This is a genomic window from Vreelandella halophytica (genome assembly GCF_968193635.1).
Genome location: NZ_OZ309107.1, coordinates 2,078,465 through 2,104,330 on the forward strand (window position 1 = coordinate 2,078,465; position 25,866 = coordinate 2,104,330).

21 protein-coding genes are annotated in these 25,866 nt (G+C 62.7%); 5 read left to right on the top strand and 16 right to left on the bottom strand.

The features are described from left to right. Positions 1-8: 8 nt before the first annotated feature. Complete coding sequence (locus ACWHXT_RS09775; RefSeq protein WP_447955695.1) at positions 9-950, bottom strand: RluA family pseudouridine synthase; 942 nt, start codon at positions 948-950, stop codon at positions 9-11. 684 nt (positions 951-1,634) lie between these two features. Here ACWHXT_RS09775 and rne point away from each other — a divergent pair. Continuing rightward, the gene (gene rne / locus ACWHXT_RS09780; RefSeq protein ID WP_447955696.1) at positions 1,635-4,934 is read left to right on the top strand and encodes a ribonuclease E; all 3,300 of its coding nucleotides are present in this window, start codon (positions 1,635-1,637) and stop codon (positions 4,932-4,934) included. Positions 4,935-5,010: 76 nt separating this feature from the next. On the opposite strand, the gene murB is transcribed toward rne, so the two are convergent. The 7 genes from murB to ACWHXT_RS09815 are packed head-to-tail and all read right to left on the bottom strand — an operon-like array spanning position 5,011 to position 12,577. Continuing rightward, positions 5,011-6,015 carry a UDP-N-acetylmuramate dehydrogenase gene (gene murB, locus ACWHXT_RS09785; protein ID WP_447955697.1) on the bottom strand — a complete coding sequence of 335 codons (1,005 nt, stop codon included), beginning with the start codon at positions 6,013-6,015 and terminating at the stop codon, positions 5,011-5,013. Positions 6,016-6,017: 2 nt separating this feature from the next. After that, positions 6,018-6,482 (bottom strand): low molecular weight protein-tyrosine-phosphatase, encoded by a 465-nt coding sequence (locus tag ACWHXT_RS09790; protein ID WP_447955698.1) that lies wholly within the window; start codon positions 6,480-6,482, stop codon positions 6,018-6,020. After that, the gene (gene kdsB, locus ACWHXT_RS09795; protein WP_447955699.1) at positions 6,479-7,264 is read right to left on the bottom strand and encodes a 3-deoxy-manno-octulosonate cytidylyltransferase; all 786 of its coding nucleotides are present in this window, start codon (positions 7,262-7,264) and stop codon (positions 6,479-6,481) included. The genes ACWHXT_RS09790 and kdsB overlap by 4 nt, the downstream gene beginning before the upstream one ends. Further along, positions 7,264-7,473 (bottom strand): Trm112 family protein, encoded by a 210-nt coding sequence (locus tag ACWHXT_RS09800; protein ID WP_447955700.1) that lies wholly within the window; start codon positions 7,471-7,473, stop codon positions 7,264-7,266. Before ACWHXT_RS09800 ends, kdsB begins: the two co-directional genes overlap by 1 nt. Next, positions 7,466-8,521 (bottom strand): tetraacyldisaccharide 4'-kinase, encoded by a 1,056-nt coding sequence (gene lpxK / locus ACWHXT_RS09805; RefSeq protein WP_447955701.1) that lies wholly within the window; start codon positions 8,519-8,521, stop codon positions 7,466-7,468. The genes ACWHXT_RS09800 and lpxK overlap by 8 nt, the downstream gene beginning before the upstream one ends. Beyond that, a complete protein-coding gene (gene msbA / locus ACWHXT_RS09810) occupies positions 8,518-10,254 on the bottom strand; it encodes a lipid A export permease/ATP-binding protein MsbA (protein ID WP_447955702.1) in 1,737 nt (578 codons plus the stop codon). The genes lpxK and msbA overlap by 4 nt, the downstream gene beginning before the upstream one ends. Before the next feature lie 55 nt (positions 10,255-10,309). Beyond that, entirely contained in the window at positions 10,310-12,577 is a 2,268-nt protein-coding gene (locus ACWHXT_RS09815; protein WP_447955703.1) for a DNA internalization-related competence protein ComEC/Rec2, read from the bottom strand. A gap of 92 nt (positions 12,578-12,669) precedes the next feature. On the opposite strand from ACWHXT_RS09815, the gene ACWHXT_RS09820 reads away from it, so the two are divergent. After that, the gene (locus tag ACWHXT_RS09820; RefSeq protein ID WP_447955704.1) at positions 12,670-13,236 is read left to right on the top strand and encodes a DUF2062 domain-containing protein; all 567 of its coding nucleotides are present in this window, start codon (positions 12,670-12,672) and stop codon (positions 13,234-13,236) included. On the opposite strand, the gene ACWHXT_RS09825 is transcribed toward ACWHXT_RS09820, so the two are convergent. Both ACWHXT_RS09825 and ACWHXT_RS09830 read right to left on the bottom strand, forming a co-directional pair. Then, entirely contained in the window at positions 13,233-13,946 is a 714-nt protein-coding gene (locus ACWHXT_RS09825) for an ABC transporter ATP-binding protein (protein WP_447529001.1), read from the bottom strand. The genes ACWHXT_RS09820 and ACWHXT_RS09825 overlap by 4 nt on opposite strands. Positions 13,947-13,956: 10 nt before the next feature. Further along, positions 13,957-15,198, bottom strand: coding sequence for a lipoprotein-releasing ABC transporter permease subunit (locus tag ACWHXT_RS09830; RefSeq protein WP_447926183.1), 1,242 nt, complete (start codon positions 15,196-15,198; stop codon positions 13,957-13,959). A 202-nt stretch (positions 15,199-15,400) separates the two neighbouring features. Here ACWHXT_RS09830 and ACWHXT_RS09835 point away from each other — a divergent pair, with 202 nt between their 5' ends. Both ACWHXT_RS09835 and ACWHXT_RS09840 read left to right on the top strand, forming a co-directional pair. Then, positions 15,401-16,471: an agmatine deiminase family protein gene (locus ACWHXT_RS09835; RefSeq protein WP_447955705.1), complete on the top strand. Its 1,071-nt coding sequence runs from the start codon at positions 15,401-15,403 to the stop codon at positions 16,469-16,471. Continuing rightward, positions 16,468-17,370 (top strand): carbon-nitrogen hydrolase, encoded by a 903-nt coding sequence (locus ACWHXT_RS09840; RefSeq protein WP_447926185.1) that lies wholly within the window; start codon positions 16,468-16,470, stop codon positions 17,368-17,370. Before ACWHXT_RS09835 ends, ACWHXT_RS09840 begins: the two co-directional genes overlap by 4 nt. 96 nt (positions 17,371-17,466) lie before the next feature. Here the strand turns inward: ACWHXT_RS09840 and ACWHXT_RS09845 are convergent, their stop codons facing one another. The 4 genes from ACWHXT_RS09845 to ACWHXT_RS09860 all read right to left on the bottom strand — a co-directional run bounded on the left by ACWHXT_RS09845 (position 17,467) and on the right by ACWHXT_RS09860 (position 22,951). Next, the gene (locus ACWHXT_RS09845; RefSeq protein ID WP_447958026.1) at positions 17,467-18,414 is read right to left on the bottom strand and encodes a Nudix family hydrolase; all 948 of its coding nucleotides are present in this window, start codon (positions 18,412-18,414) and stop codon (positions 17,467-17,469) included. Positions 18,415-18,517: 103 nt separating this feature from the next. Further along, entirely contained in the window at positions 18,518-19,738 is a 1,221-nt protein-coding gene (gene argJ / locus ACWHXT_RS09850) for a bifunctional glutamate N-acetyltransferase/amino-acid acetyltransferase ArgJ (protein WP_447955706.1), read from the bottom strand. Positions 19,739-19,787: 49 nt separating this feature from the next. Then, positions 19,788-22,520, bottom strand: coding sequence for a preprotein translocase subunit SecA (secA, locus tag ACWHXT_RS09855; protein ID WP_447955707.1), 2,733 nt, complete (start codon positions 22,518-22,520; stop codon positions 19,788-19,790). A 74-nt stretch (positions 22,521-22,594) separates the two neighbouring features. Beyond that, a complete protein-coding gene (locus ACWHXT_RS09860) occupies positions 22,595-22,951 on the bottom strand; it encodes a hypothetical protein (protein ID WP_447955708.1) in 357 nt (118 codons plus the stop codon). A 92-nt stretch (positions 22,952-23,043) separates the two neighbouring features. Here ACWHXT_RS09860 and ACWHXT_RS09865 point away from each other — a divergent pair, with 92 nt between their 5' ends. Continuing rightward, entirely contained in the window at positions 23,044-23,514 is a 471-nt protein-coding gene (locus tag ACWHXT_RS09865; RefSeq protein ID WP_447955709.1) for a DUF721 domain-containing protein, read from the top strand. Between the two features lie 102 nt (positions 23,515-23,616). Here ACWHXT_RS09865 and lpxC read toward each other — a convergent pair whose 3' ends face one another. Beyond that, positions 23,617-24,528 (bottom strand): UDP-3-O-acyl-N-acetylglucosamine deacetylase, encoded by a 912-nt coding sequence (lpxC, locus tag ACWHXT_RS09870; protein ID WP_447529009.1) that lies wholly within the window; start codon positions 24,526-24,528, stop codon positions 23,617-23,619. A gap of 155 nt (positions 24,529-24,683) precedes the next feature. Next, positions 24,684-25,862: a cell division protein FtsZ gene (gene ftsZ, locus ACWHXT_RS09875; RefSeq protein WP_447529010.1), complete on the bottom strand. Its 1,179-nt coding sequence runs from the start codon at positions 25,860-25,862 to the stop codon at positions 24,684-24,686. Positions 25,863-25,866: the final 4 nt, after the last annotated feature.

Sequence of the window (25,866 nt, forward strand, 5' to 3'; positions counted from 1 at the left end):
ATTGCTCCTTAACGGCGCGCGCGAGCAAGCGCGGATTCCAGCGCCTCGGGCAGCGGCGCCTTCACCGTGACCGGGCGCCCGTTACCCGGCTCGGGAAAGGTCAACGCGCGGGCGTGAAGAAAAAGCCGTTCGACCTTGAGCTGGCGGGTCATGTAATTACTCTCTTTAGTGGCGTACTTGTCATCGCCCAAAAGCGCGTGGCCTGCGTGAGTGGCGTGTACGCGAATCTGGTGGGTGCGCCCGGTCACGGGCTCGGCCTCGATCAGCGTGGCCTTCTCGAAGGTTTCGAGCACCTGGAAGTGGGTGCGCGAGACCTTGCCGTTCGGGTCGACCCGCACACGACGCTCGCCGTTACCGGCATCATAACGATCCAGCCGGGCACTGACGTAGGTCTTACGCGCCGGCCAGCGCCCGCTGACCAGCGCCACGTAGCGTTTGTCCATGCCGTGCTTTTTAAGCGACTCGTTTAACGTGACCAGCGCCTCGCGGGATTTGGCCAGAAGAAGGCAGCCAGACGTGTCGCGGTCGAGCCGGTGGACAAGCTCCAAAAAGCTCAGGTCATCGCGCACCTGCCTAAGCGCCTCGATCAAACCGATCTTCACCCCGCTACCGCCATGGACCGCCAGCCCCGAAGGCTTGTTGAGCACCATCCAGTCCGGGCCTTCCATGATCACACTGCCGACCAGCAAGTCACGCAGGTTGTCGCTCACCTCTTTTTGCGCCTCCCGGGGCGCCAAACGCAGCGGCGGCACCCGGACCAGATCGCCGGAGGTTAGCCGGTAGTCGACCTTGACGCGCTTTTTGTTAACGCGCACCTCGCCTTTACGCACGATGCGATAGATCAAGGCGCGGGGCGCCCCTTTTAAACGGGTCATCAAAAAATTATCGATACGCTGACCCGCCTGTTCCGGGGCGATCTCCACCCACTGTACTTCACGCCCTTCGGCCATCGCCGCATGCTCCTGGTCGGTTTTTACAATATCAGGCTAAAGCGCCATTCTAACGTAGTGCTCGAGCCATTGCGTCAATTGCTGGCGGTTGGCTTTACTGTTATATTCGAGGCGGCTCATTGGTATGGCGTGACCCACCGTAAGGTCAGCCCGACGAACGCTGCGGTCATCGCGTTTTAAGCGCCCGCCTCTCGTCTTACGCCATACGCAAGCGCCTGCCCGACTAACACGCAGGCCCGAGCAAAGGTTTTATGGATTAGTGTACGCATTACCCATGACCGAAGGTTAGAAATGAAAGACCTCTACCGTTTTTCAAACGATAGAGTCCATGGCGCTACCTGATTGGCCGCCATGAGTGATTTGAATACACGTAACGTCCAAGGCCGAGCCGCTTTGCTGCACCTTCTCGACCTTGGGCGTCAGGATCAACGCTGTGCCGATACCGGCGTTGACGAATCGATGAATGCCAGGTGTTGGCGGTGTCAGCAGGGCCGGATGGACGCACAAGCCACCGAAACACGTCCTGCCTCCGCCACGTACTCAACGCCCACCAACCGGCGGGCCACCACGCCCCCGGTTCAATGCGTCAGCATAGCCATGCGCCGAGCACAAGCACGCAGCAAAAGCGATTCGTCGACGCTACCGCCTTGACGGCGCATCGGTGCACACGCTTTGCGAGACACCATGAAAAGAATGCTCATCAACGCAACCCAGCCAGAAGAGCTGCGGGTTGCGCTCGTCGACGGCCAACGCCTGTACGATCTGGATATCGAATCCGGCGCGCGCGAACAGAAAAAAGCCAACATCTATCGCGGCAAAATCACCCGCGTCGAGCCCTCGCTCGAAGCGGCGTTCGTCGATTTCGGCGCCGAGCGCCACGGCTTTTTGCCGCTAAAAGAGATTTCCCGGGAATATTTCCTCAAGGACGTTTCCGGCCGACCCAGCATCAAGGAAGTCCTGAAAGAGGGTCAGGAAGTCATCGTTCAGGTCGATAAAGAGGAGCGCGGCAACAAAGGGGCGGCGCTGACCACCTTTATCAGCCTGGCCGGGCGCTTTTTGGTGCTGATGCCCAACAACCCCCGGGCCGGCGGCATTTCGCGGCGCATCGAGGGTGACGACCGCAGTCAGCTAAAAGACGCCATGTCGCAGATGACCGTGCCGGACAAGATGGGCCTGATCGTGCGCACCGCTGGTATCGGCCGAAGCGCCGAAGAACTTCAGTGGGACCTGGACTACCTCGCCCAGGTGTGGGAATCGGTAACCGCGGAAGCCTCCAAACGCCCGGCGCCGTTTCTGGTCTACCGTGAATCCAATGTGATCATTCGCGCCATGCGCGACTACCTGCGCCAGGACATCGGCGAGGTATTGATCGACAGCCCCGAGATCCACGCCGAGGCGCTGAGCTTCATCCGTCAGGTGATGCCCTCCTACCAGCAGAAGATCAAGCTTTATACCGACGAAGTACCGCTGTTCTCGCGCTTTCAGATCGAATCGCAGATCGAAACCGCCTATCAGCGCGAAGTGAAGCTGCCCTCCGGCGGCTCGATCGTGATCGACCACACCGAAGCGCTGGTCTCCATCGATATCAACTCGGCGCGGGCCACCCGGGGCAGCGACATCGAAGAGACCGCCCTGCAGACCAACTCCGAGGCCGCCGACGAGATCGCCCGGCAGCTGCGCCTGCGCGATATCGGGGGCCTGGTGGTCATCGACTTCATCGACATGGGCCCGGCGCGCAATCAGCGCGAAGTGGAAAACCGCATGCGCGACGCGCTCAAGCTCGACCGTGCGCGGGTACAGGTCGGGCGAATTTCCCGCTTCGGCCTGATGGAAATGTCGCGCCAGCGCCTGCGCCCCTCGCTTGGCGAAACCAGCGGCGTGGTTTGCCCGCGCTGTAACGGCCAGGGCACCATTCGCGATGTGCGTTCGCTGTCGCTCTCGATCATGCGCTTGATCGAAGAAGAAGCCATGAAAGAGCGTAGCGCCCAGATCCGCGCCATTTTGCCGGTGCCGGTCGCCACCTACCTGCTGAACGAAAAGCGCAGCGTGCTCGCCGATATCGAAGCGCGGCAAGACGTTCGCGTGGTACTGCTGCCCAACCCGGACATGGACACGCCGCACTACGACGTGCAGCGCCTGCGTAACGACCACCTCGACGAAGACGAAAGCCATACGCTTTCAAGCTACGAGCTGTCCCTGGATACCGAGGTCGGTAAAGAGCCCGACGCAAGCTTCGCCCCGCCGGCCCAGCGCGCCGAAGCCGCGGTCAAGACCGTGACCCATAACGCCCCGGCGCCGGCGTCGCTGCAAAACGAAGAAACCCCGGCCAGTAGCGCCAGAGTCGAAAGCGCCGATAGCGCCGAGTCCGGCGTACTGGGCCGCTTGATCCGCGGCTTTGCCAAGCTCCTCGGCAGCGACGACACCGCAAGCCCCGAGAGCAAGCCGGCTGCCGAACCCGCTGCCCGTAAGACGCAAAGCAGCGAGCGCGGCGGCGAGCGCGCCAACAAGCCCGCCCGCGAGAGACGCCCGGAAAGCGCCACACCGCGAAGCGAGCCGAGCGCCTCCGATGCACGCAGCACCGCCCCCGCCAAGAGCCAGGACGACGCCAGCGATAAGCGTAGCGGCCCGAGCCGCTCGCGCAATCGTCGCCGTAACGCCCCGGGCAGCGAGCAGAAACAGGGCGAAAACGCCGCCAAACCCGCACGCCAAAGCGAGCGCCAGGCCGATCAGAGCGAAGCCAGCACCCCGGCGCCGCAAAACAAGCGCTCGGATAGCCGCCGCGACAAGCCCCGGGACGCTGGCAAGGACAGCGCCAAAGAGACGCCTCAGGAAAATGGCCGAGCCAACAAGCCTAAAAGCGAATCGAACCGTGGTGCCAAGGAGTCTGAGCCCAAGCAGGAAGCCAAAGCCGAGACGAAACCCGAGGCCCAGCAGGACGCCCCCAAGGACGACGGCAAGCCCAAGCGTACGCGCAACAACCCGCGCAACCGCTCGCGCAAGCAGGCCGTCAATCCAAAAGCCGAAGCCGAGCAGCTAGCGCTTCAAGCCGAAGCCGCCAAGGCGCCAGCGCCGGAGGATACGGCCAGCGACGCCCCAGGCCCGGTTAGCGAGCCAGTCGCCGCCCAGGTAGCCGAGGAGAAAACGCCGGAAAGCGTCGCTCCGACGACCGAAGCAGCCGTTGAAGCGCCTGCCGAGAACGCCGCTGCGGACACCTCTGGCCAGGCGACCCCGAGCGAAACGCTCGAGTCGCCCGCGGCCAAAGCGGCGCCGGTAGAATCCGAGGCGCCGGTAGCCGAGGCCGACAAGCCCGTCGACGACGCCAAGCCCGACGCGGTCGAGCAGGCCGAAGAGGTTAAGGCAACCACCGCCCCCGCCGTGGAAGCCGAAGCCGAACACGGGCTCGAGCAAGACGGTGCGCCGACAAGCGCTCAGGATGAGGTGACCCGCGAAGTGCCCCAGCCTGTAGAGGCCACGCTAGCCGAACAAACCCCTCAGGCTGAAACCCTCGAGCAAAACGCCGCTCCACAAGCGCTCGAGACCGAGCCCGCCAGCTCCGTTGCGGCTGACGAGCAGCGTGAAAACGCCGCGCCCGTCGAGGAGCAGGCGCCTGTCGAGGAGACGCGTGAAGTGCACGTCGAAGCCGAGGCAGCGCCGCAAAAGCGCGAAGCCGACCAGGCGACGGATGCACCCCTGACCTCCGCGGAAAGCGACCTTTCGGCGGAAACCGAGCAAGCCAGCCCGTCTACGCTGGCCGAGGCCGCACCGCTGGAGCAAGCCTCGGACGAGTCAGAGCCCACCGCGGCCACTGACACGGACGAAGCCCAAAAGCGCTCTGACGACATGGCCGACAAGGTCGAGGCTTCCGAGCAGGTAAGCCAGCCTCAGGAAGAGGACGCCAGCCCCACAACGGCGCCCAAGCGCCGCAGGCGGGCGCATAACGACCCGCGTGAAAAGCGCAAGCAAGGCAGCACCGGCCAGGAGTAAACCGCGTGCGCAAAAAAACCCCGCCTGGCGCGGGGTTTTTTTATGTCTTACAAAAGCGCAGGGGTCACCAACGGCGCTAGACCACCCGCGGCTCCGGCTCCAGGGTAACGCCAAAGCGCTGGCGCACCGTTTCCATGATGCGCCGGGCAAAGCTTAAAAGCTCCTCGCGGGTACCACCGCCAAAGTGAACCAGCACCAGCGCCTGACGCGCGTGTACGCCAAATGCGCCTTCGCGGCTACCCTTGAGCCCGCACTGGTCGATCAACCAACCGGCCGCCAGCTTGCAGCGCCCGTCCGGCTGGGGGAAGCTCGGCATGTCCGGGTAGCGCTCGGCTAGCGCCTTCGCCGCCTCGGCCTCGACCACCGGATTTTTGAAAAAGCTGCCGGCATTGGCAAGCGTTGCCGGGTCCGGAAGCTTTTCCCGACGCACACTGCCCACCGCTTGCGCCACCTCCAGCGGGCCGGCGTTGGCGGGTACGCGGCGGGCCAGGTCGCCGTAGCCAAGCCGGGGGGCGCCATCGCGGGTAAGCTTCAGCGCCAAGCGAGTAATGGCCACTTTCCCACTCAGCGCGTTTTTGAATACGCTATCGCGATAGCCAAAGCCGCACGCCTGGGCCGTTAGCCAGTAAGCCCGCTGGCTGGCAAGCTCCATGACCTGGACGCCTTCGATCACGTCCTTGAGCTCGACCCCATAAGCGCCGATATTTTGTACCGGTGCAGCGCCGCAGGTACCGGGGATCAGCGCCAGGTTCTCGATCCCCCACCAGCCCCGCGCGGCAAGCGCCATGACCAGCTCGTGCCAATTGACGCCGGCGCCGGCGAACACGGTGGCTTCGCGCCCGCGAGTCTCTATCCACCACTGGTCGAAGGCCAGCGTCACCGCCGCGCCCTCGAAACGTTCGGGCAGCAACACGTTGCTGCCCCCGCCCAGTAGCGTGATCGCCAGGTTGTTTGCGCAGCACTGTTCGAGCACGCCGCGTAGTTCGTTGAGCGTGGCCGGACGAGCGCCAAAGGCCGCCTGGCAGGGAAGCTTCAGCGTATTGGCAAGGGTCAGGTCCACCCGGGGGGTTAGATAGGCCACCCTCACCCCTTCCTGATAGCGTCGAGAAGGCCCTGACAGGCCGACTCAATCAGATCCAGCACGTGCTCGAAGCCCTCCTCGCCACCGTAGTAAGGGTCCGGCACCTCGGCCTCGACGCTGTCGGCGTAGGACAGAAAAAGCGCCGTGCGGGCGCGGCTATCCCGGGGCGCCAGCGCGCGAATGGCGTCCATGTTGGCGTGGTCCATCCCCAATACGTAGTCGAAGTGGCTGAAGTCCTCGACGCTTAGCTTTCGAGCACGCAGATGGCTGATATCCACGCCACGGCGGCTGGCCGCTTGCCGGGCGCGCGCATCCGGGGCCTTGCCCAGGTGCCAATCGCCCACGCCGCAAGAGTCCACTTCTATTTCACCTTGCAAACCCGCCTCGACCAGCGCCTTTTGAAAAAAGCCTTCGGCGCTGGGCGAGCGGCAAATGTTTCCTAAACAGACGAACAGTACCCGCGTCATTGAGACTCCGCTTGGTCGATGAGTAAGCGCACCTTGGCAAGATCCTCGAAGGTATCCACCCCGGCAGGGTTGGGCTCGCAGGCAAGCGCTACCTGGATGATGTGGCCATGCTGGAGCGCGCGTAGCTGCTCGAGCTGCTCGAGTTGTTCGAGCTGCGAAGGCGCCATGCTCTGGTAAGCGCTCAAAAAGCTTGCCCGGTAGGCGTAAATGCCGATGTGCCTGAGCCAGGCATCGGTATTCAAAAGGCTCGGCTTTTGCGCGAACTGCTCCCGGTCCCAAGGAATCGGCGCGCGGGAGAAGTAGAGCGCCCGCCCGGCGTGGTTGCGAACGAGCTTTACCGCGTTGGGATTGAAAAGCGTCTCGATATCGTGAATAGGCTCGGCCAGGGTGGCCATGGCGGCGTCGGCATCGCACGCCAAACGCTCGGCCACCTGATCGATCAGCGCCGGGGGAATCAGCGGCTCATCGCCCTGTACGTTGACCAGCAGCGTATCGCCTGCAAGCCCTAAAATATCCGCCACCTCGGCCAGCCGGTCCGTGCCGGAGAGATGATCGTCCCGGGTCATGACCACCTCGGCCCCATAGGGCAAAAGTGCCGCCTCGATGCGCGCATCGTCGGTCGCCACCACGACACGGCGGGCAAGGCTTTGGCAGGCGCGCCGCCATACGTGGGCCACCATGGGCTCACCGGCGATCTCCATGAGCGGTTTACCGGGCAGCCGCGAGGAGTTAAACCGCGCGGGAATGACGACGATGAAGTCGTCGGTCGTTGGTACCGTCATCACGCCTGCCCTGTACGCCCCGGTGAGCGGTTGAGCTTCTCGTCGGCGCTAAGCACCCGCGCCTCTTCCGGCAACATCACCGGAATGTCTTGTTTAATCGGATAGGCCAGACCGTCGTAGTGGCAGGTAAGCTCCTGCGCCTCGCGGTCGTAGTCGAGTTTACCGGTGCAAAGTGGGCAAACCAGCATTGCCAAGAGTTCCTTATCCATGAGCGCCTTCCTCGTCTGTGTTCGTCGATAGTGATCTATTCGTAGGCCGCGTTACCAGCTTTTCGAGCAGCCAGGCTTCGAATTCCCCGGGCAGCTCGGCGTCGACTTCCAGTGCCCAGCTGTCAAAAGGAACGAGCGACTGACACTTTACCGCGTCCTTGGCCGTCATCACGAGCGCACGCCTGGACGTAAAGTCAAAGGTACGCGCCGTAAACGTCTGGTGGTCTGCAAGCGGGTGCATCTCACCCGTTACGTTAAGTGTTTCGAGGGTTTTAAAAAAGCGCGCAGGGTTGCCGATACCCGCCACGGCGTGAACCGGCAACTTGAACGGCAGCGGTGTCAGTGCTGCGTGCTCACCGGTGCTTACCCGCCGCCACCGCGCCGGGGCAAGCGTCATCGCGACCGCCTCGACCGGCAGCGCCTCGGCCAAATCGCCGTTGACGATTACCGCATCCACGCTTGAAAGGCGCTGGGCCGGCTCGCGAAGCGGCCCGGCGGGCAGGCAGCGCTGGTTGCCAAGCCCCCGGGCGCCGTCGACGACTAATAGCTCGATATCCCGAGCCAGCGCCAGGTGCTGCAGGCCGTCGTCGCTGATCACGATATCGCAACCCAGCTCGATCAGCTTTTTAGCCCCGCGGGTTCGTCTGGGGTCCGCCACCACCGGCACACCGGTTTGTTTGAAAAGCATCAGGGGCTCGTCACCACTATGGGCGGGGCTGGTGGTATCACTCACCACCAGCGGGTAGCGCGGTGCGCGGCCACCGTAGCCACGGGTCACTACACCGGGTCGCCATCCGTGATGCTGGAGCAGATTGGCAAGCCAGGCCACCAGCGGCGATTTGCCGGTCCCGCCCAGGGTGATATTGCCCACCACGATGACCGGCACCGGTGCCCGCCAAACGGGCTTTTTACCCGACGCATAAGCGTGGAAGCGCCGCGCCATCACCGCGGCGTAGAGCGCGCCCAGCGGGTACAGCGGTACAAGCCACGGCGCCTGTCGGGCGGTTTTTTTATAAACGCCCTCCAGCCAGCGGCTTGCAAAGCTCACACGTGCTCCTGAAATTGCATTTGATGAAGGCCGGCGTAGGCCCCGCGCTTTTCCAGCAGCGCCTGATGGGTGCCCTCTTCGATCACGCGCCCCTGGTCCATGACGAGTATTCGGTCCGCGCGCTCGATGGTCGACAAGCGGTGGGCGATCACCAGCGTCGTGCGGCCCTGGCAAACGTGCTCCAGCGCCTTTTGAATGTAGCGTTCGGACTCGGAGTCGAGCGCCGAGGTCGCCTCGTCGAAGACCAGAATCGGTGAATCCTTGAAGATCGCCCGCGCAATGGCCAGGCGCTGGCGCTGTCCGCCGGAGAGCATCAGGCCGTTCTCGCCCACCACGGTGTCATAGCCCTGGGGCAGTTTTTCTATGAACTCGCTGGCGTAGGCGGCCTCGGCGGCCTGTTTCACTTTTTCAAGATCCGGATCGTCCACGCCGTAGGCAATGTTGGCCGCGATACTTGCGTTGAACAGCGTCACCTGTTGCGAAACGATGGCGATCTGCTGACGCAGCCCGCTTAGTGCGTACTCATCGGCGCTCACGCCATCGATTAAAATGCGTCCTTCGGTGGGCCGGTAAAAGCGCGGCAGAAGCCCCACCAGCGTCGATTTACCGCCACCGGAGCGGCCAACGATCGCGACCATTTCCCCCGGCGGTATATGCAGGTTGATATCGTGGAGCACGTCGGGCTGGTCGGTGTCGTAGCGAAAGTTCACCCCTTCGATGCGCACGTCGCCTTTCAAGCCCTTCGCTTCCCGCGTGCCGTTATCCGGCTCGACGTTAAGGTCCATCACCCCGAAAAGCTCGGCGGCAGCGGCCAAGCCCTTTTGAATGTCGCCGTTGATTTCGGTGAGCTGGCGCACCGGCTTGATCATCAGCGCGGCGGCGGTGATGAAGGCGACGAACTCGCCCGGCGTCATATTCGCCATGAAGGCGGGCGCCATGGCCAGCCACACCAATAGCGCCATGGAGACCGCCACCAGCATCAAAATCACCGGCGAGCTGACCGCCCGGGTCATCGCCTGCTTCATGCTTTGGCGGCGATTCTCTTCACTGGCCTTCTCGAAGCGCTGCTTTTCGAAGGCTTCGGCGCCATGGGTACGCACCACGCGGTAGCCGGACAGCGCTTCGGACGCCACGTGGGTCACGTCGCCCACGGAGTTCTGGATGCGTTTGGAAATCTTGCGAAAGCGCTTGCTCACGAAGCTCACCACGACCGCGATCACCGGCGTCACGCCCAGAAACAGCAGCGTGAGCATCCAGTTGGTCCAGAGCAGATAAAGCACCAGCCCAATGACGAACAGCCCTTCGCGCAGAATCACGGTGACCGCATTGGTCGCCGCCCCCGCCACCTGCTCGACGTGGTAGGTCACTCGCGACACCAGATGCCCGCTCGAGTGCTGGTCGAAAAAACGCCCGGGCAGATGCAGCATATGATCGAACACATCGCAGCGCAGGGTATGGATCACATAGCGCCCCACGTAGGCCATGTAATAGGTGCTCAAAAACGTGCCGATCCCGCGGGAGGCGAACATCAGCACGACGAACAGCGGCAAAAAGAAGCGAAACGCCGCGTCCGGATTTTGAATTCCGTCGATCAGGCGCTTCATCATCTCGGCCAGCGCCGTACTGGAGGCGGCGTAAATCAAAAAGCCGATGATCGCCAGCGCGAACATTTTCCAGTGCGGCTTTACGTAGCTCAGTAAGCGTTTATACAACACCCAACTCGAATCGGTCACACGGGCTCCTGGCGTGATGTGCAGTGCGCAGGATTCTACCTTAAGGCGCCGCGTATCAACACCGCTTACGCCCTCCATCGATGCCGCGCTGCGGCGACACTTCGACCTCACGGCCCGCTTTTAGGTAAAACGTCAGCGCCCCGTGCTGGGCGGTGCTCCAAAGACAGCTGCCGTTTCGTCGAAAACGGCGCACGACGTCATCCGCCGGATGGCCGAAAGCGTTATCCCGCCCGGCGCTGAACACCACGTGCTGCGGGCGGCTGGCGCGGACGAACTGAACGCCGGAGCTTGTGCGGCTACCGTGATGCCCGGCGATCAGCACGCTTATGGGGGATTCGATGTCACCCACCAGGCGGCGCTCGGTGTCACGGCCCACGTCACCGGTGATCCAAAGCCGGTGCTCGCCAATGCTGACCTCCAGCACACAGGAGCGCTCGTTGGGGGTTAGCTGATTCTCCCCCGCCGGCGGCCAAAGCACGCGATAGCTGACGCCGTCGTGCTCTTCGTGCTGGCCCCTTACGCAGTGCTCGAACGAAACGGGCAAGGCCTCGCCCTGGGGCGCCCGCCACTGTGCGGCGCGATGTTCGCGCAACAGGGCCGCCACCCCGCCGGCGTGGTCGATATCGCTGTGGCTGACCATCACCCGATCGAAGCGCTGACCCGGCGCCCAAAGCGTCTCCAGCGGCATGAAGCCGCTTTGAAAGCGCGGACCGGTATCGTAAAGCATGCGCCAGGACGCGCTCTCGAGCTCGACCAGTTGCCCCTGGCCCACATCGAATACGGTGACGCGTAAAACGCCCGGCGCCAAAGCGCTCGGCTGATGCGCCAGGACAAGCGCGGCGCTCACCAGCAGCGCCGCCGCGCGCAGCCAACGCGGCACGAAGGCAAGCCCAAAGCAAAGCGCCACGAGCAACAGGGCCGCCGCCAGCGGCAGCTTGAGCGACGCCGAGGGCTCCCAAAGCGGCGCCGCGCCGAGGGTCAGGCTCAACAGTCCATGAAAAACGCCGAGCGCCTGCTCAAAACCCCACCACACGAACACGCCAACGTAGGGAAGCGGCGCCAACAGCCAACCAAGTAGCGCCAGCGGCACCATGAGCGAGCTGACCCAGGGCACGGCCAGCAGATTCACCAGCGGCGCGCCCGGGGCTACCCGCCCAAAGGCGACCAGGACCGCCGCCGCCATGAGCGGCGCCAGCAATAGCTGGGTGCGCACCAGCGCCCAGCACCAGCCTTTCACCCCCGAAGGCCGGGCGCGGCCCTGCCAAATAACGATCAGCCACCCGACCGCGACAAAGGAGAGCCAAAGCCCGGGGCGCCAAAGGGCTAGCGGGTCGAGCAGCACGATCAATAAAAGCGCCAGCCACCAGGCCTGCCAGGGCCCGGGCGCGTGGCGCCCGCTCAGCACCCAGAGCCCGAGCAGCGTCATCACCATGGCGCGCATGGCAGGCGGCCCCATACCGGCCAGTAAGGCGTAGCCCACGCAGGCGGCGCCCGCCGCCCACCAGGGCCAGGCACGCAGCCGCCAGTCGAGCGGGGTGAACATGCGTGCCGCAAACCGGGCGATCAGTAAAACCAACGAAGCGATCAGCCCGACGTGCAGCCCGGAGATCACCACCAGGTGCGTCGTGCCGGTGGCGTTCAATAGCGCCCAGTCGTCCTGGGTCAGTTGAGAGCTCTCACCCAGCGTAAGTGCGGCCAGCCAGCGCCTGGTTCGATCGGCAAGGTCGGTGTCCGCGATTTTCGCAAGTGCGCGCTTTTTAAGCGTAGAGCGTGCGTCTTTCAAGCGAAGCGGTGCGGGGCTTTCACGTACGTAGCCCGTCGCGTGGATGCCCTCGCGCCAAAGCCATTGGGCGTAGTCGAAGGTATGGGGGTTGGTAAAACCGCGCGGTGGGCGCAATCTAAGCGTCAGCCGCCACTGCTCGCCGGCTCGATACGATGTATCGCTGTAGGCCGTGACGCGCACGCGTTTGAGCGACTCGCAGCTCAAGCGATGGGGCGGGCTTGCGCACCGGTCAACGCGCAGCGTCAGCCGCGTCGCGCCCGCCAGGGGCTTAACGCTATCGACGCGCGCCTCGACCAGGAGATCCTCGCCACCAAGCCCTGCGGGGAGCGCGCGCTGCCACTCAACTTGAATCCCGACGAACACCCAGGCACCGATCAAAAGCAGGGCAAACGTGCGCGGCGCCCGGTTGATCATCAAAAGCGCGGCCAGCAGGATCGCGCCGATGGCCACGCCCAAATGCCCGCCGGGGCCGCTTAGCCATGCCAAAAGCGCCCCGCCAAGCGCTGCCAGCGCCGCCGGTATGACTCCCCCTGCCCGCATCGTCCCCTCCGTGGCCGGCGTTCAACGCTCGGCGTAGCCTAAACGCCGTGCGATGTGGATAATAGAGCGCACTATTTCAAAGAGTAACCGACATGCCGCGCCGTTTCCTGCAGCGCTACATGCCCAAGCCCGATACGTTAAGGCGCCAGCGTTCGCTTCGCTTCATGGCGCCCTTGATTGCCGACCCCGGATTGTGGCTCTTGACCCGCAGAAGTGTCGCCAACGCCTTTAGCGTCGGGCTTTTCTGCGCCATGCTGCCCATCCCGCTACAGATGATGGTCGCGGCACTGGGTGCGCGCATCGGGCGCTGCAACCTGGCGCTTTCGGTGAGTCTGGTCTGGATTACCAATCCGCTGACCATGCCGGTGATCTTTTATTTCAACTATCGGGTGGGAACGTTTTTGATGGGCGCGCCGGTGCGCGAGGCACCGTCACGTATTTCGACCCGCTGGCTGGCCGAGCAGATGCACGACCTGCTTCCGCCTCTTTTTCTAGGCTCTATCGTGACGGCGTTGATTCTCGCCGTCACGGCCAACGTGATCATTCGGCTGATCTGGCGCTGGCACGTCTCGCAAAGCTGGAAGCGCCGCCGGCTCAAACGCCAGCAGCGCCGGGCGACCATGGAAGCGGAACTGGACGAGCAAGACGAAGCGCCCTAAACGGGCGCTGTCACTTCCTCTTGCAGCCTTCCCGCATTAAGACGCAGGACCCGGTCCTGGTGAGCCGCCAGGGCCACGTCGTGGGTCACGATCACGAACGCGCAGGCGCTCTCTCGGGCAAGCTCGTCCATCAAACTCAAAATGGTGCTGGCGGTGGTTTGATCCAAATTGCCGGTGGGTTCGTCCATCAGCACCAGGCTTGGGTCGGTCACGAGCGCCCGAGCGATCGCCACGCGCTGGCGCTCGCCGCCGGAAAGCTCGCCGGGCTTGTGCTCTGCCCGTGACTTCATCCCGACCCGCTCCAGAATCGTCATCGCCCGCTCTTCGGCGGCTTTTTTACGCTGGCCCCGAATGATCAAGGGAAGCGCCGCGTTCTCGACGGCGCTGAACTCGGCCAGCAAATGGTGAAACTGGTATACAAAGCCGATATAGCGATTACGAAAGCGGCCCAGCTGCGTTTCATTGAGCCCGGCCAGGGATTCGTCGGCGATCATTACGCTGCCCTCGCTTGGCCGGTCCAGCCCGCCCAGCATATTCAGCAACGTGGTTTTACCGGAACCGGAGCTACCCACCACGGCGACGCGCTCGCCGGCGCGCACCTCGAGATTGAGCTGATCCAGCACCGTCAACTCCTGGGGGCCGACGCTATATACGCGGGTCAGGTTCTGGCAGGAAAGCATGACCGGAGCCTGGGAAATCGTTGAGTTCATGGGCGCGTCCTTATTCATAGCGCAGTACGTCCGCCGGCTGTACGCGCGCGGCCCGCCAGGCGGGATAAAGCGTCGACAGGAAAGTAAGACCGAAAGCGGCCAGCACGATGTTACGAATATCGTCGAACAGCAGCCGCGACGGCAGGTGGCTGACGAAATAGACGCCGGAGTCGAGGAACTGAATACCCGTGATGCCTTCGAACCAGCCGATGACATCCGAGATCGTCAGCGCCAGCACCACCCCGGCCAACACCCCCAGGGCGATGCCGATGATGCCAATGGTCAACCCCTGAACGATAAAGATCCCCATGATAGAGCGCGGCGTCGCGCCGAGGGTGCGCAAAATAGCGATATCCGCGCGCTTATCGGTGACCACCATGACCAACGTCGAGACGATGTTGAACGCAGCGACCGCCACGATCACCGTCAGCAACAGCCCGATCATGCGTTTTTCCATCTGAATCGCCTGGAACAGACTGCCCTGGGTAAAGGTCCAGTCGCGGCCCACATAGCCCGGGCCCAGGTCGTTGACGATCGCCTGGGTTTCGCTACCGGCCACGAACAGGTCGTTGAGCTCGAGGCGCAGGCCGCCGATGGCGTCGCCAAGGCGCGCCAGGGTCTGCATGTCTTCGATGTTGGCGTAGGCCAGGCTGCCGTCGAGATCGGCCCCGACGCTGAAGATACCGCTGACCGTAAAGCGCTTGAGGCGCGGAAAGACGCCCGCCGGAGTAATCGAGGCCTCGGGGACCAGCAGCGTCACCCGGTCGCCGACGCCGACGCCCAGGCGGCTGGCCAGTATCGAGCCCAGCACCACGTTCCACTCGTTCGGCGCTAGATCTTCAAGCTCGCCCCGGCGCATGTGATCGCCGATGATCGATACCTGATCCTCCCAGGCCGGGTCGATACCGGTCACCATGGCGCCTTCGTTGCGCCCGCTGGCCGAGAACATGCCCTGCTGCTCCACGTAGGGGGCCACGCCGATGACGCGGTCGCGCTCGATCAGCCGGTCGGCGAGCGCCTCCCACTCGACGAGCCCGGGCTGATACTCGATCTTGGTGTGCGGCACCATGCCCAGAATGCGCGTGCGCAGCTCGTAGTCGAAGCCGTTCATCACCGACAGCACGAGAATCAACACCGTGACGCCCAGCGTCAAACCCAGCATCGAAATCAACGAGATAAACGAAATAAAGTGGTTTCGGCGTTTAGCGCGCACGTAGCGCAGCCCCACCAAAAAAGGCAAACGATCAAGCATGGCATCATTCCTTGGTTATATGGCGCCCATGGTACGGTTTTTTTATACGCCCTGCATGGGTAAACACGCATGACAGAAGTAATCTTTTACCCGGCGCGGTGGCGCGGGGGATGACTTGCAACTTGGCGGGCGAGCCCCTACATTGCGCCCTTTGGCCGGTACCCAAGCCCGGTCTCTTCTTTGGCAACGAGAGCATGCAATCTTGGCACACCCTACTGACCGTTTACTGCCGGAATGGCACCCCCAGGATGGCCTGCAGCTCACCTGGCCGCGCCCGGACGGCGACTGGCAGCCCCTTTTAGAGCGTATCGAGGCGACGCTCGAGCGCATCGTGCTGGCCGCTGTGCGCTATCAGCGCGTTGTCGTCAGCGTACCGGATACCGCCACAAAGACGCGTCTTGGCGAACGTTTTGCCACCCTGGGCGTTTCCCGCGCGCGGCTGCTGCTCATCGAAGCCGCCACCGACGATACCTGGGCGCGGGATCACGGCCCGCTTGGGGTGATCCGCGCGGACGGTGAAATGGCACTTCTCGACTACACCTTTACCGGCTGGGGCGGCAAGTTCCCCGCTCGCCGCGACGATGCCTTGACGAAAGCCCTCGATAGCAAAGGAGTTTGGGCCTGCAAGGTGGTGAGCAAGTCGCTGGTGCTGGAAGGTGGCGGTATCGAAACCGATGGTCAGGGGACGCTTTTAACCACTAAAGCATGCCTTTTAAACCCGAACCGCAACCCGGACTACTCCCTCGAGGCGCTCGAGCGCGCGCTAAAAGCGGATCTGGGCGTCGACCGGGTACTGTGGCTCGAAAACGGCTACCTGGCCGGCGACGATACCGACAGCCACATCGACACCCTGGCCCGGTTTTGCAGCCCCACGACCATTGCTTACGTGCGCTGCGACGACGAGACAGACCCACACTATCCGGCGCTCAAAGCGATGGAAGCCGAACTAGAGGGGTTTCGTCAGCCAAACGGTGAGCCCTACCGTTTGATCGCCCTGCCCTGGCCCGCGGCGGCGTTCGACCCCGAGGATGGCCACCGCCTGCCGGCCACCTACGCCAACTTCACCATCATCAACGGCGCCGTACTGGTGCCTACCTACGCCGACGCCAACGACCTGGCGGCATTGAACGCTTTGGCCAGCGCGTTCCCCGAACACGCCATCATTCCCATCGAGTGTCAAAGCGTGATTCGCCAACACGGTAGCCTGCATTGTCTAACCATGCAGCTACCCAAGGGCACGCTTAACCAGGCCCTTTTCGAGGAGGCACCATGAGCAACACTTTGAGCGTGGCAGTGATCCAGCAAGCGGCCTGGCCGGATAAGGCCCAGAGCCTGGCCGAGAGTGAAAAAGGCGTGCGCGACGCCGCAGCCCAAGGGGCGAAACTGGTGCTTTTGCAGGAGCTTCACGCTACGCACTACTTCTGCCAGTACGAAGACCCGGCGCTTTTCGACCTGGCCGAGCCTTTGGATGGCCCCACGGGCCAGCGCCTGGCGGCCCTGGCCCGGGAGCTCGATATCGTGCTGGTCGGCTCGATTTTCGAAAAGCGCGCCGCCGGGCTCTACCACAATACCGCGGTGGTGTATGACGGCGCCAAGGGGCGAGTGGGCCAGTACCGCAAGATGCATATCCCCGACGACCCGGGCTTTTATGAGAAATTCTACTTCACCCCGGGCGATGTCGACGCCGCCCGGGGTGAAGGCTTTACCCCCATCGACACCTCGGTGGGAAGGCTTGGCGTTTTGGTGTGCTGGGATCAGTGGTACCCGGAAGCGGCACGCCTGATGGCGCTGGCCGGCGCAGAGCTACTGCTCTACCCCACCGCCATCGGCTGGGACCCGAATGACGATGATGCAGAGAAGGCGCGCCAGAAGGACGCCTGGACGCTGGTGCAGCGCGCCCACGGCGTCGCCAACGGCCTGCCGGTACTGGCCGCCAACCGGGTCGGTTTCGAGCCAGACCACTCCGGGGTCGGCGCCGGGGTCGACTTCTGGGGCGGCAGTTTCATCTGCGGCCCCCAGGGCGAGTTTCTGGCCCACGCCTCGACGCGCACCGAGCAGCTCGTGGCCACCCTCGATATGATTAAAAGCGAGGATACCCGGCGTATCTGGCCGTTTCTTCGCGACCGCCGGGTCGATGCCTACGCTGACTTGACCCGCCGCTACCGCGATTAAACAAAAGCACCGACGCCCTCAAGGACGCCGGTGCTTTTCGATGCCTTATGCTAGCGCTTTCGAGCAGCCCCTAACCGGGGCGCTCGAAAGGCCAGGTTACTTCCAGAAATCGCGAATCGACGCGATGCCCTGGGCGCCAACCGCGCGCGCGTGGTTGGCGTCAAAGCGGGTCATGCCACCGAGGGCGAAAACCGGCATGCCGGCATGCTCGACCAACTGCTGAAAGTCGTGCCAACCCATGGGCGCGACATCCGGATGCGAAGGCGTCGTGCGAAGCGGCGAAAGGGTAACGAAGTCGCATCCCAGGCCTCGCGCCTTGTCGAGCTGCTCCTCGTCGTGGGTCGATGCCGACAGCCACTTGCCCTCGGCAATGGGACGGCGCTCCAGCTCCATCAGGCGCTGGCTGGTCAGATGAATACCATCGGCCTCCACCTGCTCCAAAAAATCCGGCTCGCCGTTGAGCAACAGCCTGGCGCCGAATTCGCGGCAAAGCGCCAGTGCCTTCTCGGCGCGCTTGAGATAAGCATCGCGTTCGAGCCCCTTGGCCCGCAGTTGGACCAGGCGCACGCCGTCTTCGTCGAGGGCGCGGCGCAACAGCGCCTCGAAGCGCTCATCGTCGGGCTCCTCCCCGGTGATCAGATACTCCTTGGGCAGCATGACCGCGCGCAAGATCGGCAGGTTAGCCGCCGGGAAGGGGTAGCCGGCCAGGTCTTCCATCGCGACCCAGCGCACCGCCTGGCCTTCACGCCCGAAAGGCTCGCCGGCAAACTCATGCACCAGCCAAACATCGAGCAGGATATGTTTGTCGCTGTACTCGTGATGAACGCGAATGAGCGGCTGGGCACGGCGGATCTCGACGCCAAGCTCCTCGTGAAGCTCGCGCTTGAGCCCTTCAAGACCGGTTTCGTAAGGTGCCAGCTTGCCCCCGGGAAACTCCCATAGACCGCCGTGATCCACGTTGGAAGGCCGGCGGGCGATCAACACATGCTTCTTGTCCGCGCTAACGATGGCGGCCGCGGCGACGTGAACCCGTCGTTTTACCATTACATTCATTACGTGTTTTCCACATTGGAGCGCTATGACATCGCGTAGCGCTTAACTGCACAGGACTAAACTTTACTATAAACGCTACTCGACCAGGCGCCGGCTAGCTTCGATAGTCGGCGTTGATCGATACGTAATCGTGGGAAAGATCCGAGGTCCACACCGTGGCGCGGGCATCGCCCCGCCCGAGCTGGATACGGATCGTGATCTCTTCTTCGGCCATCACGCGGCTACCCGCGGCTTCCGAGTAGCTCGCCGCTCGGCCGCCGTGTTCGACCAGCCGGACATCGCCCAGGTCGATCACCACCCGGCTGACATCGAAGGCCTCGACCGGCGCGCGGCCAACGGCGGCCAGAATACGCCCCCAGTTGGCGTCGCAGGCATACAGCGCGGTTTTCACCAGCGGCGAATGGGCCACGGTAAAGGCGACGTCTCGCGCCTCCTTGACGCTCTCAGCGCCGTCCACCTCGAGGGTGACGAACTTGGTGGCGCCTTCACCGTCGCGGATGATCGACTGGGCAAGCCGGGTCATTACCTGGCCAAGCGCTTGCTTGAATACCGCGATCTGCTCATCGGTTTCCACCCGTACGCCGGTGTTGGTGGCGGCCAGCATACAGGCATCGTTGGTCGAGGTGTCGCTATCCACGGTAATCGCGTTGAAGGATTCCTCCACGGTTTCGCGCAGAAGCCGGGCCAGCAGGGGCTGCTCGATGCTCGCATCGGTGACCACGAAGCCCAGCATGGTCGCCATGTTGGGCTTGATCATGCCCGAGCCCTTGGTGATCCCATTGATGTTAAAGGCTTGGCCGTCGATCTCTGCGGTCACCGTGGCACCCTTGGCGCGGGTGTCGGTGGTTAAAATCCCCTCCCCGGCCAATGCCCAGGCCTCAGGGCCATCGTCCAGCGCCTGGAAGGCGGCGGGAAGACCGGCCAACAGGCGCTCCATGGGCAGCGGCTCGCCAATCACGCCGGTCGAAAACGGCAGTACCTGGTGTTTAAAAACGCCGGCCTGATCCGCCAGCGCCTGGCAGGTCTGGTACGCGTCTTTGATACCCGCTTCACCGGTGCCCGCATTGGCGTTGCCGGTATTGATGACCCAGTAGCGTGGCGTCGCGCTTTCATCCTGCAAATGCGCCTTTGCCGCCATCACCGGCGCGGCGCAAAATGCATTTTGGGTAAACACCCCCGCCGTGGTGGCGGTGCCGGGCAGCTCGATGACGACGAGATCACGGCGCTGAGGCTTTTTTATCCCCGCCATGGCAGACCCAAGCCGCACCCCCTTGAGGGGCGGCATTTGTGGAAACGGATAGTGACCCACCGCCATGCTCTTCTCCTTTAACGTAAACCGATTCTCGCCTTAAACCGAGAGCGGGCTATTGAAGCTTGCCGCAGCACTGCTTGTATTTTTTACCCGACCCGCAGATACACGGATCGTTGCGACCGACCTTCGGCCCTTCGCGGCGCTGGGGCTGGGCTTCGGCGCCGGCGGTAGCAGGTGCGACCGCTTCGCTGGCTTGCTCCGGTACTTGCTGGGCCTCGGAAGCGGCGGCCTTTTCCCGGGCGGCGTCTTCGCGGCGCTTCTGCTCGAGGGCATCCACCTCTTCGGGCTGGCGCACCTGAACGTGGCTCAAAATCCGCGTGACGTCCGCCTTGATGTTGGTCAGCAGATGCTGGAAAAGCTCGAATGCTTCGCGCTTGTACTCCTGCTTGGGGTTTTTCTGGGCGTAGCCGCGCAGGTGAATACCCCGGCGCAGGTGATCCATCGACTGAAGGTGCTCTTTCCAGCGGGTATCGAGTACCTGCAGCATGACCTGCTTCTCAAAGCGCTGAATGAGGGTCTGGCCGGCGGCGGCGATTTTGGCGTCATACGCTTCGCGGTGCATGGTTTGCAGGCGCTCTCTGAGCTTCTCTTCGCTGAAGCGCTCGTCCTCTTCTGCCCACTGGGTGACCGGCGCATCGAGGTTGAACTCGGTTTTCAAGTGCGCTTCGAGTCCGGCCAGGTCCCACTGCTCCGCCAGGCTCTGGGGCGGCACGAAGTCGCTGATGGTGCTTTCCATGACCTCTTCGCGAATACCGATCACGGCTTCGGAAACGTCGTTGGAACCCAATACGTCGTTACGCTGCTCGTAGATCACGCGGCGCTGGTCGTTGGCCACGTCGTCATACTCGAGAAGCTGCTTACGAATATCGAAGTTACGCCCTTCGACCTTCTTCTGGGCGCGCTCGACGGCGTTCGAGACCATCTTGTGCTCGATCGCCTCGCCGCGCTCGAGTCCCAACGCCTGCATCAAACGTTTGACCCGGTCCGAGCCGAACAGGCGCATCAGGCTGTCTTCCAAAGACAGGAAGAAGCGCGTGGAGCCCGGGTCGCCCTGACGACCGGCCCGGCCGCGCAGCTGGTTATCGATACGCCGGGACTCGTGGCGCTCGGAACCGATCACGTGAAGGCCGCCGGCCTCGAGCACCGCGTCGTGGCGCTTTTGCCACTCGGCCTTGAGCTCGGCAAGCTGCGCATCGCTTGGGTTGTCGAGCTTGGCGGCGTCGGCTTCCCAGTTACCGCCGAGCACGATATCGGTACCGCGGCCCGCCATGTTGGTGGCGATCGTGACCGCCCCTGGACGACCCGCCTGGGCGATGATTTCGGCTTCGCTCTGGTGCTGTTTGGCGTTGAGCACGCTAAACTCGACGCCCGCCTCGAGCATCAGCTTGGCAAGATACTCCGAGGTTTCGATCGAGGCGGTACCCACCAGCACCGGGCGTCCGGCTTCGGTCACGGCCTGAACGTCCTTGATGATCGCTTCGAACTTCTCTTCACCGCTTAGGTAGACAAGGTCGTTGAGATCCTTACGCGCCAGCGGCCGGTTGGTGGGAATCACCACCACATCGAGGCCATAGATCTGACGGAATTCGAAGGCTTCGGTATCGGCGGTGCCGGTCATCCCCGCCAGCTTATCGTACAAGCGGAAGTAGTTCTGGAAGGTCGTGGAGGCAAGCGTCTGGCTTTCGCGCTGGACCGTCACCCCTTCTTTGGCTTCCACCGCCTGGTGCAAGCCTTCTGACCAGCGCCGCCCGGGCATGCTGCGCCCGGTGTGTTCGTCGACGATCACCACTTGCCCTTCGACGACGATATAGTCCACATCGCGCTGATACAGGTAGCGCGCGCGAAGCGCCGAGTGCACGTGCTGCAAAAGGTTCAGGTTCTGCGCGGCGTAGAGCGAGTCGTTTTCGCCCAAAAGCTCCTGGGCGCGCATCATCTCTTCGACCTTGTTGTGACCCTGCTCGGTGAGCTCGACCTGCTTTTGCTTCTCGTCGAGCACGAAATCGCCGCTCACCGGCGTCTCGTCGTCTTCGCTCACTTCGCCACGCTCGAGCTGCTGGGCCAGACCATTGACCACATTATAAAGCTCGGTGTTTTCGTCCACCGCGCCGGAGATGATCAGCGGCGTGCGCGCCTCGTCGATCAAAATCGAGTCGACCTCGTCGACGATGGCGAAGTGCAGATCGCGCTGCACCTTCTCGTCGAGGGAGAACGCCATGTTGTCGCGCAGGTAATCGAAGCCGAACTCGTTGTTGGTACCGTAGGTGATATCGCAGCCGTAGGCGTGGCGCTTCTCGTCGCCGGTTTGCCCGGAGAAAATGACGCCCACGGTGAGCCCCAGGAATTCATAAAGCGGCCGCATCCACTCGGCGTCGCGGCGGGCCAGGTAGTCGTTGACCGTGACCACGTGCACGCCCTTGGCGGGTAGCGCGTTCAGGTAAACCGCCAGCGTCGCGACCAGGGTTTTACCCTCGCCGGTTTTCATTTCGGCGATGCGCCCGCTGTGCAGCGTCATACCACCGACCATCTGCACATCGAAGTGGCGCATACCCATGACGCGCTTGCTCGCCTCACGCACGACGGAAAACGCCTGGGGTAGAAGCTTGTCCAGCGACTCGCCGGACTCGAGACGGGTGCGTAGCTCGCCGGTCTTTGCCTGAAGCCCGGCGTCGTCAAGCGCCTCGATTTCGGCTTCCAGCTTGTTGACGTCCAGGACGCTTTTTTTCATGCGCTTTACGTCGCGGTCGTTTTTCGAACCAATGGCCTTGCGCAGTAGTGTATTAATCATGAACCTTCCAAAATCATTTCAAGCGCACCCGCGGGGCACCCTGTTAAATAAAACGGCGAAAAAAAGAGTGACAGCTACTGGTGGGGCGGTCCGCGCTGGGTCAGGACGTCTTGAGCGGCGACCTTATAAAGCGTGATAAACGAGGTATCCCAAAGCCGTTTACAAAACCGTACGGCGGGGGTTTTGACGCGACAAACCAGGTGTCGGACGCGGCGCTTGATCGCGATACGCCGGGACTGAGCACGCAAGATGGCGGGTACCCAGAGGCATACCAAAACCGCGCGCTCGCCACGGCTGGCGGCGCTTGCGGGCGAAAGACCCACCGGGAGCAGGCAGCTTACCAAAAGCCCGGCCAGCCACCAGCGCGCCAGCCCACAGCGGCGAGCGCGCCCTGGGGCGGTCAAAGTGGCTGGCGCGGCGTTAAGCGGCATGCTGGGTGTCGGCTCCTGAGCGTGGTAGGCTCTTTGTCTTACGCCGGGCTGAAGCCGCGGGCGTATCGAATCGGTTCTATGGAATTAAGCGTATGAGTATAAAGGTTAAGCGTTCTCGCGCACAGCCCATCAACCAGGTACTTGCAAGCTCGTCCGAGGTGAGCAACCTGCTGCGACAATCGCGCATGATCGACCAGGCCCAGCGTCATCTTCGCGCCCATCTACCCGAGGAGATGCGCGAGCATATCTTTGTCGGCGGCTTCAGCAATGCGCGGCTCACGCTGATCAGCGGCCAGGCCAGCTGGCTTGCCTGGCTTCGATTCGAGCAAAGTCGGCTACTCGAACTGCTCCATCAGCTGCCGGGCTTCGAGGCCGTCACCGGCTTTCATTTCAAGGTGCGCCCGGTACGCCCGATTACCGCACCGACCCGTAACACCCGCGCGCTTTCCCAAAGCGCCGGTGAAACGCTTGCCCAGTGCGCCGAGGACACTCGCGATGCACGCCTCAAAGGCGCGCTGGAGCGCCTGGCCTCCCACGCCCAGGGTAAAAATAACCCCGAATAAACGCATAAAGCACCGCAAGCGGTGCTTTATAAATGGGGTAAGGTAGGTTTTTTTCAACCGCCCACCCCGGATTACTTTGGGCCCGTGCTTCTGCCCGACACCTCAGGCCATGGCCGGTGCGGCGTAGGAGATCGGTGCGACATCTTTCTCGTCTTCGAACGTCACGATCTCGAACGATTCGGGCTGCGCCAGCAGCTCGCGACAAAGCTGATTGTTGAGCGCGTGACCCGACTTGATGCCACGGAACTCGCCAATCAAACTAAAGCCAAGCTGGTAAAGATCACCGATGGCGTCGAGCACCTTGTGCTTGACGAACTCATCTTCGTAGCGCAGCCCGCCCTCGTTCACGATGCGGTAATCATCGACCACGATAGCGTTGTCGAGGCTTCCGCCCAGCGCCAGATTATTGGAGCGCAAAAACTCCAGATCGCGCATGAAACCGAAGGTGCGCGCCCGGGAGACTTCCTTTACGAAGGAGGTCGTCGAGAAGTCGATTAAAGCGTGCTGGTTTTGCTGCTCGAACACCGGGTGATCGAAATCGATCGAAAACGACACTTTAAAGCCCTGATAGGGCAGAAAAACCGCTTCCTTGTCGCCGTCACTCACCGCGATGCGCTGCTTGATACGAATGAATTTCTTGGGCGCATCCTGCTCCAGAATCCCCGCCGACTGAATCAGAAAGACAAAGGGGCTGGCGCTGCCATCCATGATGGGTACTTCCGCGGCGCTGATATCCACGTAGGCGTTGTCGATTCCAAGGCCTGCAAACGCAGACATCAGATGCTCGACCGTCGCCACTTTGACACCCTCGAAGGAGAGCGCGGTGCAAAGCCGCGTGTCTTCCACGAGCTCGGCGCGAGCAGGAACGTGTACCACGGGGTCCAGATCGGTTCTGACAAACACTATCCCTGTGTTTGCGGGTGCCGGTCGCAAAGCCAAATGGACTTTTTTACCCGAGTGCAGACCCACTCCGGTAGCGCGAATGACATTTTGTAATGTGCGTTGTCTGATCATGGGCGTGGTAGAACTCTAAAAACGGCGCCGCGCGGCAAATGACCGGCGCGCCGAGGGAAAGAAAGGTTATCGAACAGTGTTTACTTTAACAGTAAACGAGCGCTTTAACCAATAGGTCGTGGTTAAAACGCTCGCTCTCAGGGCACTGTCGTGAATCAATCCGCCTGGCGACGTAGAAACGCGGGAATATCCAGGTAGTCGTCGGATTCGGCCGAACGGCGCTTTTCCGGGCGCGGCTTGGGCGACGATTCCTGAGCTTCAGCGCGCGCCGCCGACTGCTGACGCGTCACGGTGGGCTGCTGCATTTTACGATAGTCCGCCGGCTCCGCTGCGGCGCGGCGCGTGGCCGGCTCGCGAACGGCCTGCTTGGGCTTGTTGCCATCGAGGCCCGCAGCCACCACGGTCACGCGCAGCTCGTCGGACATCTCCATGTCGATCGAGGTGCCGACCACGATCGTCGCTTCCTGAGAAGCAAACTCTTGAACCGTGGCACCCACGTCGTTGAACTCGCCGATGGAGAGATCCGGGCCGGCGGTGATGTTGACCAGAATGCCGCGAGCGCCGTGCAGGTCGATATCTTCCAGCAGCGGGCTGCGTATCGCTTTTTCCGCGGCTTCGCGAGCACGGTTTTCGCCGGTGGCGCCACCGGTGCCCATCATCGCCATGCCCATTTCGGACATCACGGTGCGCACGTCGGCAAAGTCGACGTTGATGATACCAGGGCTTGTGATCAGCTCCGCAATACCCTGAACCGCGCCGAGCAGCACGTCGTTGGCGGCGCTGAAAGCGGTCAGCAGCGTAGCGTTTTTACCCAGTACGGATAAAAGCTTCTCGTTGGGAATGGTGATCAGTGAGTCGACGTGCTCGGAGAGCTCTTTCATGCCCTCTTCCGCCGCGCGCATGCGCTTGGGCCCTTCGAACGGGAACGGGCGCGTGACCACGGCCACCGTTAGAATACCCAACTCCTTGGCGACCTGAGCCACTACCGGCGCACCGCCAGTACCGGTGCCACCGCCCATACCAGCGGTAATGAACACCATATCGGCGCCGTCCAGAAGCTCAGCGATACGCTCGCGATCTTCCATGGCCGCCTGGCGCCCCACCTCGGGGTTCGCACCGGCGCCCAGGCCTTTGGTGATCTCGCCACCCAGCTGTAACACCGTTTTAGCCGATACGCGCTTGAGCGCCTGAGCGTCGGTATTGGCACAGATGAATTCAACACCTTCGATGTTGCTTTCCACCATGTGGTTGACCGCGTTACCGCCGCCGCCGCCAACACCGACTACTTTAATGACCGCACTGCTCGAGGGTGCGTTATCTACCAATTCGAACATAAGC

Excerpts from the sequence above, each read along its gene's own strand:
- argJ (WP_447955706.1), bottom strand. The coding sequence starts at position 19,738 with ATGGCGGTGGGTCACTATCCGTTTCCACAAATGCCGCCCCTCAAGGGG.
- ACWHXT_RS09865 (WP_447955709.1), top strand. The coding sequence starts at position 23,044 with ATGAGTATAAAGGTTAAGCGTTCTCGCGCACAGCCCATCAACCAGGTA.
- ftsZ (WP_447529010.1), bottom strand. The coding sequence starts at position 25,862 with ATGTTCGAATTGGTAGATAACGCACCCTCGAGCAGTGCGGTCATTAAA.
- ACWHXT_RS09790 (WP_447955698.1), bottom strand. The coding sequence starts at position 6,482 with ATGACGCGGGTACTGTTCGTCTGTTTAGGAAACATTTGCCGCTCGCCC.
- lpxC (WP_447529009.1), bottom strand. The coding sequence starts at position 24,528 with ATGATCAGACAACGCACATTACAAAATGTCATTCGCGCTACCGGAGTG.
- secA (WP_447955707.1), bottom strand. The coding sequence starts at position 22,520 with ATGATTAATACACTACTGCGCAAGGCCATTGGTTCGAAAAACGACCGC.
- rne (WP_447955696.1), top strand. The coding sequence starts at position 1,635 with ATGAAAAGAATGCTCATCAACGCAACCCAGCCAGAAGAGCTGCGGGTT.
- ACWHXT_RS09830 (WP_447926183.1), bottom strand. The coding sequence starts at position 15,198 with ATGCTTGATCGTTTGCCTTTTTTGGTGGGGCTGCGCTACGTGCGCGCT.
- ACWHXT_RS09845 (WP_447958026.1), bottom strand. The coding sequence starts at position 18,414 with ATGGTAAAACGACGGGTTCACGTCGCCGCGGCCGCCATCGTTAGCGCG.
- ACWHXT_RS09840 (WP_447926185.1), top strand. The coding sequence starts at position 16,468 with ATGAGCAACACTTTGAGCGTGGCAGTGATCCAGCAAGCGGCCTGGCCG.
- ACWHXT_RS09860 (WP_447955708.1), bottom strand. The coding sequence starts at position 22,951 with ATGCCGCTTAACGCCGCGCCAGCCACTTTGACCGCCCCAGGGCGCGCT.
- ACWHXT_RS09815 (WP_447955703.1), bottom strand. The coding sequence starts at position 12,577 with ATGCGGGCAGGGGGAGTCATACCGGCGGCGCTGGCAGCGCTTGGCGGG.
- ACWHXT_RS09800 (WP_447955700.1), bottom strand. The coding sequence starts at position 7,473 with ATGGATAAGGAACTCTTGGCAATGCTGGTTTGCCCACTTTGCACCGGT.
- ACWHXT_RS09775 (WP_447955695.1), bottom strand. The coding sequence starts at position 950 with ATGGCCGAAGGGCGTGAAGTACAGTGGGTGGAGATCGCCCCGGAACAG.
- ACWHXT_RS09820 (WP_447955704.1), top strand. The coding sequence starts at position 12,670 with ATGCCGCGCCGTTTCCTGCAGCGCTACATGCCCAAGCCCGATACGTTA.
- ACWHXT_RS09825 (WP_447529001.1), bottom strand. The coding sequence starts at position 13,946 with ATGAACTCAACGATTTCCCAGGCTCCGGTCATGCTTTCCTGCCAGAAC.
- kdsB (WP_447955699.1), bottom strand. The coding sequence starts at position 7,264 with ATGACGGTACCAACGACCGACGACTTCATCGTCGTCATTCCCGCGCGG.